Source organism: Nocardia sp. NPDC004654, assembly GCF_040609595.1.
GTDB lineage: Bacteria > Actinomycetota > Actinomycetes > Mycobacteriales > Mycobacteriaceae > Nocardia.
The window spans coordinates 655,679-670,836 of record NZ_JBEXKI010000004.1 but is presented as its reverse complement, the minus strand read 5'-3'; the positions used below and the strand labels follow the sequence as shown (position 1 = coordinate 670,836).

Annotated in this window: 17 protein-coding genes; 12 read left to right on the top strand and 5 right to left on the bottom strand. The window is 69.1% G+C overall.

Translation table 11 applies throughout. The features are described from left to right. The first annotated feature begins 3 nt into the window (after positions 1-3). The gene (locus tag ABZV58_RS17370; protein ID WP_355001107.1) at positions 4-1,293 is read left to right on the top strand and encodes a hypothetical protein; all 1,290 of its coding nucleotides are present in this window, start codon (positions 4-6) and stop codon (positions 1,291-1,293) included. After that, a complete protein-coding gene (locus ABZV58_RS17365; RefSeq protein WP_355001106.1) occupies positions 1,290-2,054 on the top strand; it encodes an ESX secretion-associated protein EspG in 765 nt (254 codons plus the stop codon). Before ABZV58_RS17370 ends, ABZV58_RS17365 begins: the two co-directional genes overlap by 4 nt. A gap of 118 nt (positions 2,055-2,172) precedes the next feature. Here ABZV58_RS17365 and ABZV58_RS17360 read toward each other — a convergent pair whose 3' ends face one another. From ABZV58_RS17360 to ABZV58_RS17340, 5 genes are all read right to left on the bottom strand, one after another. Then, positions 2,173-2,880 carry a methyltransferase domain-containing protein gene (locus tag ABZV58_RS17360; RefSeq protein WP_355001105.1) on the bottom strand — a complete coding sequence of 236 codons (708 nt, stop codon included), beginning with the start codon at positions 2,878-2,880 and terminating at the stop codon, positions 2,173-2,175. A 332-nt stretch (positions 2,881-3,212) separates the two neighbouring features. Continuing rightward, positions 3,213-5,258: an ATP-dependent DNA helicase gene (locus ABZV58_RS17355; RefSeq protein ID WP_355001104.1), complete on the bottom strand. Its 2,046-nt coding sequence runs from the start codon at positions 5,256-5,258 to the stop codon at positions 3,213-3,215. A 32-nt stretch (positions 5,259-5,290) separates the two neighbouring features. Then, complete coding sequence (locus ABZV58_RS17350; protein WP_355001103.1) at positions 5,291-5,836, bottom strand: hypothetical protein; 546 nt, start codon at positions 5,834-5,836, stop codon at positions 5,291-5,293. A 67-nt stretch (positions 5,837-5,903) separates the two neighbouring features. Beyond that, a complete protein-coding gene (locus ABZV58_RS17345; RefSeq protein WP_355001102.1) occupies positions 5,904-6,473 on the bottom strand; it encodes a nicotinamidase in 570 nt (189 codons plus the stop codon). A gap of 166 nt (positions 6,474-6,639) precedes the next feature. Further along, on the bottom strand, positions 6,640-7,953 hold the full coding sequence (locus tag ABZV58_RS17340; RefSeq protein ID WP_355001101.1) for a nicotinate phosphoribosyltransferase: 1,314 nt from the start codon (positions 7,951-7,953) through the stop codon (positions 6,640-6,642). A gap of 84 nt (positions 7,954-8,037) precedes the next feature. On the opposite strand from ABZV58_RS17340, the gene clpS reads away from it, so the two are divergent. The 10 genes from clpS (at position 8,038) to rdgB (ending at position 15,133) form a co-directional block, all read left to right on the top strand. Continuing rightward, on the top strand, positions 8,038-8,358 hold the full coding sequence (clpS, locus tag ABZV58_RS17335) for an ATP-dependent Clp protease adapter ClpS (RefSeq protein WP_067790717.1): 321 nt from the start codon (positions 8,038-8,040) through the stop codon (positions 8,356-8,358). 45 nt (positions 8,359-8,403) lie between these two features. Beyond that, positions 8,404-8,973, top strand: a complete 570-nt coding sequence (locus ABZV58_RS17330; RefSeq protein ID WP_355001100.1) for a DUF2017 domain-containing protein — start codon at positions 8,404-8,406, stop codon at positions 8,971-8,973. Between the two features lie 2 nt (positions 8,974-8,975). Beyond that, positions 8,976-10,034: a P1 family peptidase gene (locus ABZV58_RS17325; protein WP_355001099.1), complete on the top strand. Its 1,059-nt coding sequence runs from the start codon at positions 8,976-8,978 to the stop codon at positions 10,032-10,034. A gap of 187 nt (positions 10,035-10,221) precedes the next feature. After that, complete coding sequence (locus tag ABZV58_RS17320; RefSeq protein ID WP_355001098.1) at positions 10,222-10,644, top strand: M67 family metallopeptidase; 423 nt, start codon at positions 10,222-10,224, stop codon at positions 10,642-10,644. Positions 10,645-10,677: 33 nt separating this feature from the next. Continuing rightward, positions 10,678-10,977, top strand: coding sequence for a MoaD/ThiS family protein (locus ABZV58_RS17315; RefSeq protein WP_355001097.1), 300 nt, complete (start codon positions 10,678-10,680; stop codon positions 10,975-10,977). A 4-nt stretch (positions 10,978-10,981) separates the two neighbouring features. After that, entirely contained in the window at positions 10,982-11,944 is a 963-nt protein-coding gene (locus tag ABZV58_RS17310; protein ID WP_355001096.1) for a cysteine synthase, read from the top strand. 69 nt (positions 11,945-12,013) lie between these two features. After that, positions 12,014-12,724 (top strand): rhomboid family intramembrane serine protease, encoded by a 711-nt coding sequence (locus ABZV58_RS17305; RefSeq protein WP_355001095.1) that lies wholly within the window; start codon positions 12,014-12,016, stop codon positions 12,722-12,724. A 204-nt stretch (positions 12,725-12,928) separates the two neighbouring features. Further along, on the top strand, positions 12,929-13,693 hold the full coding sequence (locus ABZV58_RS17300) for a cyclic nucleotide-degrading phosphodiesterase (protein WP_355001094.1): 765 nt from the start codon (positions 12,929-12,931) through the stop codon (positions 13,691-13,693). Between the two features lie 55 nt (positions 13,694-13,748). After that, positions 13,749-14,522: a ribonuclease PH gene (gene rph, locus ABZV58_RS17295; protein WP_067790707.1), complete on the top strand. Its 774-nt coding sequence runs from the start codon at positions 13,749-13,751 to the stop codon at positions 14,520-14,522. Then, complete coding sequence (gene rdgB, locus ABZV58_RS17290; protein WP_355001093.1) at positions 14,522-15,133, top strand: RdgB/HAM1 family non-canonical purine NTP pyrophosphatase; 612 nt, start codon at positions 14,522-14,524, stop codon at positions 15,131-15,133. The genes rph and rdgB overlap by 1 nt, the downstream gene beginning before the upstream one ends. The last annotated feature ends 25 nt before the right edge of the window (positions 15,134-15,158 follow it).

Sequence of the window (15,158 nt, the reverse complement as noted above, 5' to 3'; positions counted from 1 at the left end):
GTGATGGTTGCTTTCGAAGACTGGAAGTACGCATTCGGCGTTACCGGCATCGTCGGCGATTCGATCCTGGATGCGGGTAAAAACGAACGCGACGACAAGAATCGCGAAGAGCAAGAGAACAGTAAGTGGAACCAGGATCGGCAGATCGTCGGCAGCGAATGGGCGGGATTGCTTGCCGAATACAACAACTCGCGGTTCGCGGACACTGTCATCAAGGTCGACGATCCCTTCGACACCATGTCGCATGAGGAAATCTACAACGCGCTCGAAGGGGTCAACCACAGCGAGATAAACAGCAAGGCGAACGGTTGGCGTGACCTCAGCCGCGATTCGCGTGCCGCGGTAGACGAGTTCAAGACCGCAGTCGAAAAATCCATCGAGGAAAAGTGGAACGGCAAGTCGGGGACCAAGGCCATCGAGGCCACCCGCCAGTTCGCCACGACGTTTACTCAGCTCGCCGCATCGTTCCAAATGGTCGCTCACGGTTTGGATCTCATCGAAGGCCATCTCGAGCAGGCAAAATCCTCGGTCGGCAAGCCCGACAACCTCACCGTCGGCGACAAGATCATCGATGTCCTACCCTTCCAGAACATCGTGAAGGGTCCCTCGTATCGCGCCGAGGAAGCGGAGAACCAGGCGCGATACGTCATGAAGACGTACTACATGCCCGGCGCGAAGGACGTGGACAAGAACACGCCCATCCTCCCCGAACCGTCCAGCACGACCGACGGCAAGAAAGACGAACCGGTAATTCCCGGACCCGGTCCAGGTCCCGGCGGTCCTGGCCCCGGTCCGGGCCCAGGACCGGGTGGTGATCCGGGCACCGACGACCCGACGGACACGGAAACGCCCGAGTACCCGACGACGGACGACCCGCAGAGCACGACTCCGCAGAGCGCGACTCCGACCGATCCGACATCGACCACGCCTGCCTCCACCACGCCCGCCGCGACGGTTCCCGACACCAAGCTGCCGAATACGGGTCTGCCGACGCCTTCTGGGCCTGGCCCTGGCGGGCCGGGTCCGGGTGTGCCGACGATCCCGTCGCCCGGGCGGTCGGTGCCGGGCGGGAATCTACCGGGACAGTCGGGGCCGACGGGAGGGTTGGCCAACAGTCGCCCGGCGGGCACCGGTCGGGCGGGCATGCCCGGTATGGGTGCGCCGGCCGCTCGCGGCAAGGGCGATGACGACGATGAGCACAAGACGCCGGACTATCTGATCTATGACCATGGCGATGAATTGCTCGGGACGCAGCCGCCGGCGCTGCCACCGGGTGGAGTGATTGGGGCATGACCGAACACCGTTGGCGTTTGAGCGGTTTGATGTTCGAGTTGGCGGTGGAGGCTTTCGGCCGGGATCGATTGCCCTATCCGCTGCGCGTCCTCGTGGACGATCCGAGCATCGAGGGTGCGGAGGACTACGAGCGGCTGCGCAGGCAGACGGCGCGGGAGATGTCGGGCTTTGCCGGGCGCGAGTTGTTCGATGCGTTGAATGTGCTGTTGGAGCCGCAGGTTCGGGTCGAGGTGCACGGTTTCTACGGGCGTGACTTCGAGCAGGTGGTCCGGGTGCACGCCGGAATCGTCGGCGACACCGCGACCGTGGCGGTACAACAGCCCGGGCCGAACCAGAACTACGGCCGTGACATCGCGTTGACGGTCTGTCCGTCGCAGGGCGTGGCCGCGCATGTCGCCGCAGCGCTGCCGAAATGTGCTGCGGGACAGCTGCGTCCGGTGACAGCCCGGCGATCCGAGGTGAATCGTGCACCGCACGGGGAACGTCCGGCCTCCTACACCGAGGAGGCCCGTCGGATCGTGCAGCGGCCGCGTTCGGGGCTCGGGGAGATCAACGTCTTCCGCGGCGGCGCCATCGACTCCAGGCCGACCACGGACGGCCGCGGGTTCCACTGGATGGACTATCTACCCGCCGACGGTCGGTACCTGTTGCACAACCACGACAAGGACGAGTTCACGCTGACGCCCGGCCCCGCCGAGGAGATTCAACGGCAGCTGCAGCATTTGATCCAAGCGCATCGCCCCGTTGCGCGCAGTTGGTGAGCGGCCGAGGCGCTGCCCCATGGATCGTTTCCGTCGCTGGTCACGCTCGCTGACCGGTGATCTCGCGGATGCGTCCAACAGGTCGAGTCGGCATCGAGCGGAATCATCCGGCCGCGGGTCAATTCTGGTTCGGGTGTAGGACGAGCATGGTGGTCGCCCCGTGGTGGAATTCGTAGCCGGTGGGGCGGAGGGTGGTAGGGATTCCCTTGTCGTGGAGACTCTTTCGGAGATAGGTGACGAGGTTGTCTTGGGGGTGGCCGGTGTGGTCGACGAGGGGGTAGAGGCGGGTTTCGCCGTGGGTGACGCGGGCGAGTTCGAGTAGGGCGGCGAGGTGGAAGTCGGCGTCGAGGCGGTCGGCGTAGGTGAACAGCAGGTGGGAGCTCAGGGCGAGGTCGAAGCTATTGTCCTGGAAGGGGAGTGCCGGGAGCTGGGCGGCGACGTAGCGGTCGGGGTGGGCCGTGAGGTCGGCGCCGAAGCGGGTGGCGGCGGACAGCCGGACGGACTGGAGGTTGTCCGGGTCGCCGTAGAAGTCCCAGCGGTAGCGAGTGTGGTGGGCTCCGGCGTAGGCGCTTCCGCGTTCGGTCTCGGTGCGGGCGAGCTCGCGCAGTTCGGCGGCGGTCCTGGCGTAGATGGGGTCGGTGGCGGTGACGTCGGCGTCGAGCGCGGCGGCTTCGGCGGCGAAACTCGCTGCGCCGCCGGGGCAGTCGAGTATGCGGCGGCCGCGCAGGTCGGCTTCGGAGAGTTCGAAGATGGCGCGATACTCGGCCAAAGATCTTGCGCTGATCAGGAATTCACCGAGTGCGTCGGTTTCGGTGGGGTGCTTCATCTGGAAACCGTCTCATACGCCGCAGGGGTGCGACAGCGAATTTTGCGCCGAGAAAGGTTCTTGGCGATATCCCCGCGCCGCGTGCAGGGCTTGGCGCGGGGATCGCCGATACGTCCGGTGCGGGAATTGGGGTCCACCGAAGTACCACCACCCAATTTACTTCCATGCGGAATCAACGACAGTTGATTGTGAGAGGTGTCACAGCTTGGTTCCCACAGTGCGGTAGGCCGGGATTCGCGATCCGGCCTCGACGGCCGGGCAACGTAGGGCACGAGCGGAAACCGACCGCCGGTGAGTCCGGTCGAGCGTCTTCCCGGCGGGGACGTACGCGGTCAGACGTTCGCCGTGAGACGTTTCAACGCCTTCACGACTACCTCCGGATCCGCGGTCTCCCAGTACGGCGGGAGCGTGGCCCGCAGATAACCCCCGTAGCGGGCGGTGGCCAACCGGGAGTCGAGGATCGCGACGACGCCGCGATCGTCCACGCTGCGCAGCAGCCTGCCTGTGCCCTGGGCGAGCAACAGCGCCGCGTGATTGGCCGCGACGGTGAGAAAACCGTTGCCGCCGCGGGATTCGACCGCGCGCTGCCGGGCGGCGAGCAGCGGGTCGTCGGGCCGGGGGAACGGAATGCGGTCCAGGATCACCAAGCTCAGCGACGGGCCGGGCACGTCGACGCCCTGCCACAGCGACAGGGTGCCGAACAGCGAGGTCTCCGGATCGTCGGCGAACTTGCGCACCAGCGCGCCCGTCGAGTCCTCGCCCTGACAAAGCACCGGGGTGTTCAGGCGGTCGCGCAGGGCGTCGGTGGCGGCGCGGGCGGCGCGCATCGAGGAGAACAAGCCGAGCGTGCGTCCGCCCGCCGCGTCGATCAGGCGCTCGATCTCGTCGAGGTAGGCGGGCGGCAGACCGTCGCGGCCCGGCGGTGGCAGATGCTTGGCGACGTAGAGGATGCCGGATTTCGCGTGGTCGAAGGGGGAGCCGACGTCGAGCGAACTCCAGCGCACGGTCTCGGTGTCGGACGGCGCCTGCGCGCCGTTGGCCGTCCCGGTGTCGGGGCGGTTCGGGGATTGCGCGGGCAGGCCCCAGGTGACCGCGAGCCCGTCGAAGGACCCGCCGATTTGCAGGGTGGCCGAGGTGAGCACGACGGTGGCGGTGCCGAACAGCCGCGAGCGCAGCAGTCCGCCCACCGACAGCGGCGCCATGCGCAGCGTCTTGCGCGGCACGCCGCCGCGCGCGTCCTCGGCCGCCAGCCAGATGACGTCGCGCCGGGACGCCGGATCGGGTTCGTCGAACGCGGTGAGCGCGCGGACGGCGCTGTCGTGGATCTCGTCGATCGCGGCGACCGCCAGGTTGCGGGCGGCCGCCGTCTCGGGATCGCCCTGCGCGGTGCTGCTGCCGGGCGGCGCGAGTTCGGTGCGGGCGTTCCACGCGGCATCGCGCACCAGGGCGAGCACCTGCGCGACGCCCTCGGGCATCGTGTCCCAGCGGGCGGGCGGCAACGCGTCGAGGACCTCGTGCCAGGCCTCGGCCGCCCCTTCGAGCCGATCCAGCTCGCGTTCGTCGATGAGCTTGGCGCAGCGGCGGGCGGCGGCGCTGATCGCGGTCGGCGCCAGCTCGGCGGTGGCCACCCCGGTGACCCTGTCGACGAGCTCGTGCGCTTCATCGATGACGACGACATCGTGTTCGGGCAGCACCTGGATGCCACTGATGGCATCGATGGCGAGCAGCGCGTGGTTGGTCACCACCACGTCGGACTGTGCGGACTCGGCGCGGGCGCGCTCGGCGTAGCAGTCCTGGCCGAACGGGCAGCGCGATTTGCCCAGGCACTCGCGCGAGGACACGCTGACCTGGCGCCATGCGCGGTCGGTCACACCCGGCGCGAGTTCGTCGCGATCGCCGGTCTCGGTGTTCGAGGCCCAGTCGTTGAGGCGCTGCACCTCGCGGCCGAGGCGGGAGATGGCGAACGCGTCGAACAGCTCGGCCTCGGCGGGCTCGTCGGGAATGGCGCTGTTGATCTTGTTCAGGCACAGATAGTTGTTGCGGCCCTTCAGAATCGCGAAGCGGGCCGGGCGGCCGAGCGGCTTGGCCAGCGCCTCGGCGAGGCGGGGGAGGTCGCGGTCGACCAGCTGGCGTTGCAGCGCGATCGTCGCGGTCGACACCACCACCGTGCGCCCGGTGCGCACCGCGTGCCGCAGGCTCGGCACCAGGTAGGCCAGCGACTTGCCGGTGCCGGTGCCGGCCTGCACGGCCAGATGCTCCTTGGTATCGATCGCGTGGTCGACGGCCGTCGCCATCGTCACCTGCCCGGAGCGCTCCTTGCCGCCGAGCGCGTGCACGGCGGTGGCCAAAAGGTCGGAGACTGGGGGCAGTTCGGGCACGCGTGCAGCCTACTGCTCGGCACCGACACGGTTCACCGGTCGGGCCGCACGAAGTCGTCCAGGTTGGCGCGCGTGTACTCCAGCACGCGTCGCTGGAAATCCGCGGGTTCGTTGGCGTCGTAGAGCGCGTCCGCATGGTTCTTCCGCGAGCTGTCCGGCGGCTGCCTGATCTGGTCGGGGTGGTCGAGCACGGCGTACTCGTCGTCCCACAGTCGATCCAGGTCGGCGTCGTCGTGCGATTCCGCGAGCGCTTCGTACCCGGCGACCACCACCGCCGCCGCCAGCCCCGGCATACCCGCGGCCCGCAGCGCGCCGGGTACCCAGGGGAGTTCGTCGACCCGCCGCGCGAGGTAGCGGCCGAAGCCGCGGTCGCCGACATGCTCGTCCAGCGAGGCGAGCACCATCAGGTTGGCGAAGGCGGGCGGCAGCGCGGTGCGGCGGCGGACCGGGTCGGCGCGCAGTTCCTCGGTCGCCGGGTTGGACCAGAAGACGATGTCCGCGGCGCGGGCGATGTCGTCGGCGTCGGCCAGCGCCCGGGCGACGGCTGCGCGAGCGCTCGCCGGAAATCGGTAATCCACGGGCGGGACTCTAAAGGGCAGCCGAAGGTCCGGCCGTGCCGGGACGAGCGGCGGTGTGACCAACCGTCTAGCGAACGGGCAGTTCCCCCGCGACCTCGATGCCTGCGGTTCGCATCTCATCGATCGCCTTGTCGGTCGTGGCCTGGGCAACGCCCGCGGTCAACTCGAGCAGCACGCGCGTCTCGAACCCGGCCGACCTGGCGTCCAGCGCGGTGGCGCGCACGCAGTGATCGGTGGCGATGCCGACCACGTCGACGGTGTCGATGTCGTGCTCGCGCAGCCACTCGGCGAGAATGACGCCTTCGGCGGTCGAGCCCTCGAAACCCGAATAGGCGGCGGAGTATTCGCCCTTCGAGAAGACCGCCTGGATCGGCGCGGTGTCCAGATTCGGGTGGAAGTCGGCGCCCGGGGTGCCCGCGCGGCAGTGCGGGGGCCAGCTGTCCACGTAGTCCGGGTCGGCGGAGAAGTGCGCGCCCGGGTCGACGTGATAGTCGCGGGTCGCGACGACGGCGGCGTAATCGCCGGTGGTCGCGTGGTCGCTGATGCGATCGGCGACCGCGGCGCCTCCGTCGACGGCCAGCGAACCGCCTTCGCAGAAGTCGTTCTGTACGTCGACGATGATCAACGCCCGGTTCATCTCATGACACCTTTCGCGTGATGTAAGCGAAGACTACCCCGCCGGTGATTACCTCTTGCCGCCTCGTCTCACCCGGCGAATTCGATTCGTACGGAGGGAATCATGAGCGCCAACCCGACCTTCATCCCGCCTGACACGCTGGAGGTCACCTCGAGCCGGTGACCACTCAGCTCAGGAACGTCGTCGGAATGGCGGGCTCGCCGTCGGAGAGCTTGAGGCCCTCCCACGGCAGGCTGATCAAACCGCTCGACACCAGCGCGCGGCCCTCGGCCAAGGTCGGCAGCCCGTCGACGACTTTGCCGTCACGCACCAGCGGGACCAGCAACTGCCGCGCCTCGAATTCCCCCGACGCGGGCGCGGGGCCGGTCGCCGGGTAGACGATCTCCTCGACGATGGTGCCGGTGTCGCGCGCCAGCCGAACGGCTTTCTTGGTGCCGCCGCGCGATTCCTTGTGGCTGCTGCGCTTGGCGACCGGCAGCCCGTCCACTTCCACCAGCTTGAAGACCATGCCTGCCGTCGGCGCGCCCGATCCGGTGACGAGCGCGGTGCCGACGCCGTAGACGTCGACGGGTTCGGCGCGCAGCGCGGCGATCGCGTTCTCGTCCAGATCGCCGGAGACGATGATGCGGGTCTTCTTCGCGCCGAGTCGGTCGAGCTGATCGCGCACCTGTCTGGCCAGCACGCCGAGATCACCGGAATCGATGCGCACACCGCCCAATTCGGTGCCCGCGACCTCGATCGCGGCGGCCACGCCCCTTGTGATGTCGAACGTGTCGACCAGCAAGGTGGTGCCGACGCCGAGCGTCTGGACCTGGCTGCGGAACGCGGCGGCCTCGTGCGCGCCATCGGCGCCGCTGTGCAGCAAGGTGAAGGCGTGCGCGCTGGTGCCCGCGCCCGGCAGTCCGTAGCGACGTACCGCCTCCAGGTTCGAGGTGGCGTCGAAGCCCGCGAGATAGGCGGCCCTGGACGCCGAGGGCGCGGCCAGTTCGTGAGTGCGCCGCGAACCCATCTCGATCATCCTGCGGCCCGCGGCGGCGCTCACCATGCGTGCCGCGGCCGAGGCGATCGCGCTGTCGTGGTTGAGGATCGACAGCGCCAGCGTCTCCAGCACGACGCACTCGGCGAAGCTGCCGCGCACCGAAAGAACCGGTGAACCCGGGAAATACAGTTCGCCTTCGGCGTAGCCGTCGATGTCGCCGGTGAACCGGTAGTCGCGCAGCCAGTTCAGGGTCCGCTCGTCCAGGAATTCGGCGACGATCGCCAGTTCCGATTCCCCGAACCGGAAGTCCGCGAGCGCCTCGAGCAAACGTCCGGTTCCGGCGACGACGCCATAGCGACGGCCGTGCGGCAAGCGCCTGGCGAATACTTCGAAGGTGCACGTGCGATGCGCGGAGCCGTCGGCGAGCGCGGCGGCCAGCATGGTGAGTTCGTACTGGTCGGTCAGCAGCGCGGTGCTGGCGACGGCGTCGCGGTGGTCCACACCGGCCACTGTAGCCAGCGGGACTCGCGGGGCGGGCGGTGCGCGGGTGTTGTATCTCCGGAGTCGAGTCGTACCCTGGACGTTATGAGCTTGTGCGAAACGAACTCGACACTGTCGGCGGCACAGGCGACTCCGGAAGCGGTCGAGTACACCGAGATCCTGGAGGCGGAGGACCGTCCGTGGGTGACCGTGGTGTGGGACGACCCGGTCAACTTGATGCACTACGTCACCTACATCTTCCAGAAGCTCTTCGGGTACAGCAAAGCCAAGGCGACCGAATTGATGCTGCAGGTGCACAACGAAGGGAAGGCTGTGGTGTCGTCCGGATCGCGCGACAAAATGGAGCAAGACGTCCGTCGACTGCACGCGGCTGGCCTGTGGGCGACCATGCAACGGGACGACTGATCGGTACGACTACCCTGGCGCTCGTGCGTGAACGGAGCAGGCGCGGTGCGTAAGTGGAGCCGCAAGAACTCGTTGAGCGGCCTCAAATTGCGGACCGAGATGGACGCGAGAGAGGCCGGGGTACTGCGCTCCCTGGTCGGCGCGGTGTCCGGGCTGCTGACCGAGCGTTCGCAGTCGGCGCCCGAGGACGAACTCGCCGCGCTCACCGGCCTGCGCACCGGCAACACGGCCCCGCCGGACGACCCGCGGCTGTTGCGGCTGCTGCCGGACTTCCATCGCGCCGAGCCCGGTTCCCCGGATGCCGATCGCGCCGATCTCAACAGCGCGCTGCGCGGCCTGCACGAGCCGGAGATCATCGATAACAAGCTCGCCGCGGGCGCGGTGGTGCTCGACACCGTCCCGCCGGACGGCGGCAAGATCGTGCTCACTCCGGAACAGGCCGACGCGTGGCTCACCGCGCTCACCGACGTCCGGCTCGCGCTGGGCACCGTGCTGGGGATCGAGGCCGACACGCCCGACCATTTGGAGCCCGATGATCCGCGCGGTCCGCACCTGGACGTCTACCACTGGTTGACCTGGATGCAGGACACGCTGCTGCAGGCGCTCGCTCCCTGACCATGAACGCAGTGCCGGGCCCCCGCGATTCGCTCACCGACGTCGCCGGTCTGCTCGTCGGCCATCACCACGCCCTCGACCCCGACGCCACCCTCGGTTCCGGCGCGGCCACCGGCTGCACGGTGGTGCGCGCGCCGGGCGGTGCGGTCGCCGCCGTCGACGTGCGCGGCGGCGGACCCGGCACCCGCGAGACCGATCTGCTCGACCCGTCCAACACTGTTCGCCAGGTCCACTCGATCTTGCTCACTGGCGGCAGCGCCTACGGCTTGGCCGCCGCCGACGGCGTCATGCGGTGGCTGGAGGAGCACGGCGAAGGCATTCCGATGGATCCCGAAGACGCCGACCGGGTGGTGCCGATCGTGCCGGGCGCGGTGATCTTCGATCTCCCGGTCGGCGACTGGTACACGCGGCCGACCGCCGATTTCGGGTACCGCGCCGCCGCCGCGGCGTCCGCCGATTTCGCGCGCGGCTCGGTGGGTGCGGGGGTCGGTGCGCGCGCCGGATCGATCAAGGGCGGCATCGGCAGCGCGAGCCTGGTGCTCGGTGACGGCCCGGCCGCTGGCGTCACCGTTGCCGCGCTGGTTGTCGCCAACCCGGTCGGGTCGGTATTCGATCCGCGCACCGGTCTGCCGTGGGGAGTCGGCACCGACGGACCCGAGTGGTTCGGCTTGCGTCCGGCCAGTCCGGAGCGCCTCGCCAGGGCGAACGCGTTGCCGGTGAAAGGCACCGTTCTCAACACCACGATCGGCGTCGTCGCCACCGACGCGCCACTGGAACCAGCCGGATGCCGCCGGATGGCCACCACCGCGCACGACGGCCTCGCCCGCGCCATCCGGCCCGCGCACTCCCCGCTCGACGGCGACACCTTGTTCGCCGTGTCCACCGGAACCGCTCGGATCGCGCCCGTCCCGCTCCCGCCCGCCTTCCCCGACGACCTGCTGCTCCTCGACGCCCTCTGCACCGCCGCCGCACTGTGCGTCGAACGCGCCCTCGTGAACGCCATCCTCACCGCCACCCCCGTCGCCGCCATCCCCACCTACACCGACCTCTTCCTGGGCTGACCCCACAGACCTTTTCGCCCTGCCACACATCGACTCGCCGCGCGACACGCCGTACCGATGATCAGAACCTGTGTGCCGACGAACGTGGGAAACAAGGACCGGGGAGCGAGGCGGCGGGAATAGGCGAATATTCTGGCTCGTTGTCGGCTGTGACCGGTCGGCGAAGATATGCGGAAGGGTTCGACTAGTGCTGGTGATCAGAGCCGACCTCGTGGCGGCGATGGTGGCGCACGCCCGCGCCGACCACCCCGACGAGGCCTGCGGGGTCATCGCGGGGCCGGAAGGGTCCGATCGGCCGGAGCGGTTCATCGCGATGGTCAACGCCGAACGCTCGCCGACCTTCTACCGCTTCGATTCCGGCGAACAGCTGAAGGTGTGGCGCGAGATGGACGCCGCCGACGAGGAGCCGGTGGTGATCTACCACTCGCACACCGCCACCGAGGCCTACCCCAGCCGCACGGACATCTCCTACGCGTCCGAGCCCAACGCGCACTACGTGCTGGTCTCGACCCGCGACCCCGAACAGCACGAGCTGCGCAGCTACCGGATCCTAAACGGCGAGGTCACCGAAGAACCGGTGCGGATCGTCGCCTCCTACGAGACCGCCTGACCCCCGAGCCCTGACGAAAACCGAGGAGTACCCATGTCGGTAACCGTGTCCATCCCGACCATCATGCGCGGCCTCACCGGAGGCGAGAAGCGCGTGCAGGCCGAGGGCGCGACCCTGTCCGCGCTGATCGACGACCTCGACGCCAACCACCCCGGCCTGGCCGAGCGCCTGCTCAAGGACGGCAAGCTGAACCGCTTCGTCAACATCTACGTCGACGACGAGGACGTCCGCTTCTCCGGTGGTCTGGCCGCCGAGGTGCCCGCGGGCGCGAGCGTCACCATCCTGCCCGCGGTCGCCGGTGGCTCGCGGACGCACGTCGACCGGATCAGCTGAGTCCGTGGCCCGCTACGAATCGCTGATCGCGACCCTCGGCAACACCCCGCTGGTCGGCCTGCGCACGCTGTCCCCGCAGTGGGACGGCGAGAACCACGTGCGGCTGTGGGCCAAGCTGGAGGATCGCAACCCCACCGGGTCGATCAAGGACCGCCCGGCCCTGCGCATGATCGAGCAGGCCGAGGCCGACGGTCTGCTGTCACCCGGCTGCACCATCCTCGAGCCCACCAGCGGCAACACCGGCATCTCGCTGGCGATGGCGGCCAAGCTCAAGGGCTACCGGCTGGTGTGCGTGATGCCGGAGAACACCTCGGTGGAGCGGCGTCAGCTGCTCACCATGTTCGGTGCGGAGATCATCGATTCGCCCGCGGCGGGCGGCTCCAACCAGGCGGTGGCCAAGGCGAAGGAGATCGCCGCGGCCAACCCCGACTGGGTGATGCTCTACCAGTACGGCAATCCCGCCAACGCGCTCGCCCACTACGAGACGACCGGACCCGAGCTGCTCGCGGACCTGCCCGAGATCACGCACTTCGTCGCGGGCCTCGGCACCACCGGCACCCTGATGGGCACCGGACGCTTCCTGCGGGAGAAGGTCCCGAACATCGAAATCGTCGCTGCCGAACCGCGATACGGCGAACTCGTCTACGGCCTGCGCAACATCGACGAGGGCTTCATCCCCGAACTGTACGACGAGACCGTGCTGACCACCCGCTTCTCGGTCGGCCCGTTCGACGCGGTCAAGCGCACCCGCGAACTGGTGCTCGAGGAGGGCATTTTCGCGGGCATCTCGACGGGCGCCATCCTGCACGCGGCGCTCGGCGTCTCGCGCAAGGCGGTCAAGGCGGGGACGCGCGCCGACATCGCGTTCGTGGTGGCCGACGGCGGCTGGAAGTACCTCTCGACCGGCGCCTACGACGGCACGCTGGAAGAAGCCGAGGAGCGGCTGGAAGGTCAGCTCTGGGCTTGATCGGCACGGGTCCCGGTTCCGCGTCGGTACGCTCGAAGAACGAGCTGTGGCATCGATCAGGAGGTTGCCATGACCGGCGGACTCGGGCCCTCGTTCGATTCGGATCGCATCGCGGCCTTGCGCGCGCGGCTGGGTAACCCCGGCACGGTGACACCGGGCGCGGCGCCGACGCGACCGCAGCGGGCGGGCGACTTCGCGGCGCTGCGGCAACTCTGGCTACGGGCCGGTGCGCTGATCGCCGGGTTCGTGCTGCTGCTGTACGCCATCGAGGGCGTCGACGCCGTCGACAGCCGCGAACTCGACCGCGCGGGCATCGAACCGCGCGAGGCGGACGGCTTGTGGGGCATTCTCTGGGCTCCGGTGCTGCACGGCGGCTGGGACCACCTGATGGGCAACACGGTGCCGGTGCTCGTCCTCGGTTTCCTCGTCCTGGCGGCTGGCATCGGCCGCGGGCTCGCGGCGACGGGCGTCATCTGGGTGGTCGCGGGGCTGGGCACCTGGCTCACCGGCGCCGACGGCACCGTGCACATCGGCGCCTCCTCGCTGGTCTTCGGATGGCTCACCTTTCTCATCCTGCGCGGCTGGTTCACCCGCAGTGTCGGGCAGATCGTGCTCGGGCTCGTCGTCTTGGTGGTGTACGGCTCGCTGCTCTGGGGTGTGTTGCCCGGACAGGACGGAATCTCTTGGCAGGGACACCTTTTCGGCGCGCTCGGCGGTGTCGTCGCGGCGTGGTTGCTGGCGCCGCGGCAACGGCGCGCCACACCGCCGACGGTCGCCTGAGACCATCCGGAATCTTTTGGCGGATCCGTGATTTCGCGGGTGCTGCGTGAGCCGCCCTGCGGCTGGGTACGCTCTGACAATGGACGTCGACGCCGTAGGAAGGATCGAGCGGGGATCCTTGGCGCACCACGGTGAGAGCGCAGCCCGTCGGAGATTTTGGGGGACCATTTCGTGACCGAGAATTCGTCGTGGCAGCATGAGGGCATGCGCCTTACCGTCCTCGGGTGCTCGGGCAGTGTGTCCGGCCCGGACTCCCCAGCGTCGGGATACTTGCTGACCGGCCCGGATATGAATCCGACCGTCATCGATTTCGGCCCGGGTGTGCTCGGCGCGTTGCAGCGCTACGCCGATCCCGGCGAGGTCGACGTCTTCCTGACCCACCTGCACGCGGACCACTGCCTCGACCTGCCCGGTCTGCTGGTGTGGCGGCGCTACCACCCGACCCCGCCGGTCGGCCGGGCGATCGTACGCGGACCCTCCGACGCCGCGCTGCGCATCGGCAACGCCTCGGCCGAGGTCGGCGGCGAATGCGACGACTGGTCCGACGTGATCGACATGCGGCCGTGGATCGAGGACGAGCAGATCGAGTTCGGTCCGGGCCACACGGTCGTCGCGCGACGGATGTACCACCCGCCGGAGTCCTACGGTCTGCGTATCACCACCAAGGCGGGTCGCACCTTCGTCTACACCGGCGACACCGCGATGTGCGACGCCGTGCTGGAACTCGCGCTGGGCGCCGACGTCCTGATGTCGGAGGCTTCCTGGACCCACGATCCGGCGAATCGTCCGCCGGGCATCCACCTTTCGGGTACCGAGGCGGGTCAGATCGCGGCGCGCGCGGGCGTGAAGGAACTGCTGTTGACCCACATTCCGCCGTGGACCTCGCGCGAGGACGTCATCGCGGAGGCCAAGGCCGAGTTCACCGGCCCGGTGCACGCCGTCGCGCCGGGGGAGACCTTCGACATCTGACGGGGCGCCGGGGTTGCGGTCGGAGCGCGTCGTAGTCGTCCACTAGGCTGGCCCCGTGTCGAGACGAGCCGATGGCAGGGCGGACGATGAGCTCCGCGAGGTACGTATCACCCGTGGATTCACCACGCATCCAGCCGGTTCGGTGCTGGTGGAGTTCGGTCAGACTCGGGTGATGTGCACGGCGAGCGTCACCGAGAGCGTGCCGCCGTGGCGGCGCGATTCCGGACTCGGCTGGCTCACCGCCGAATACGCGATGCTGCCCGCGGCCACCCACACCCGCTCCGGTCGTGAGTCGGTGAAGGGCAAGGTCGGTGGGCGCACCCAGGAGATCAGTAGGCTGATCGGACGCTCGCTACGCGCTTGCATCGACCTGGCGGCCATCGGCGAGAACACCATCGCCATCGACTGTGACGTGCTCCAAGCCGACGGCGGCACTCGCACCGCGGCCATCACCGGCGCGTACGTGGCCCTCGCCGACGCGGTGACCTGGCTCGGCGCCTCCGGCGGGCTCGCCGATCCGCAGCCCATCTCGTGCGCGATCGCCGCGGTGAGCGTCGGCGTCGTCGACGGACGGGTGCGGCTCGACCTGCCCTACGAAGAGGATTCGCGCGCCGAGGTCGACATGAACGTGGTCGCCACCGACACCGGAACCCTGGTGGAGATCCAGGGCACCGGCGAGGGCGCCACTTTCCCGCGCTCCACCCTGGACAAGCTGCTCGACGCGGCGCTGGCCGGATGCGAGCAGCTGTTCACGGTGCAGAAGGAGGCGCTGGCGCTGCCGTATCCCGGCGTGCTGCCGGAGCCGGTCGAGACGTCGAAGAAGAAGTGATGAGCCGCCGCGTCCTGGTCGCCAGCCGTAATAGCAAGAAGCTGAAGGAACTGCGCCGCATCCTGGACGAGGCGGGCGTAGCCGGGGTGGAGATCGTCGGCTTGGACGACGTGCCCGCATACGAAGAGGCTCCCGAGACCGGCGCGACCTTCGAGGAGAACGCGCTGGCCAAGGCCCGCGACGGTGCGGCCGCCACCAAATTGCCCTGTGTCGCGGATGATTCCGGCATCGAGGTGGACGCGCTCAACGGCATGCCCGGCGTGCTCTCGGCCCGCTGGGCGGGCAGGCACGGCGACGACGCCGCCAACAACGCGCTGCTGCTGGCCCAGCTGACCGACGTCCCCGACGAGCGGCGCGGCGGGCGTTTCGTCTCGACCTGTGCCCTGGTGGTGCCCGGCGGCACGGAACTCGTGGTGCGCGGCGAGTGGCCGGGCACGATCGCACGGAAGCCGGTGGGCGAGGGCGGTTTCGGCTACGACCCGCTGTTCGTTCCGGACGGCGGCACGGTCTCGGCCGCGCAGCTCACCCCCGCCGAGAAGGACGCCGCCTCGCACCGCGGGCGGGCGCTGCGGCAGTTGCTGCCCGCGTTGGCCGCGCTCGCCGAGGACTGACACCGCGCGGGGTTGATCGCGGAGC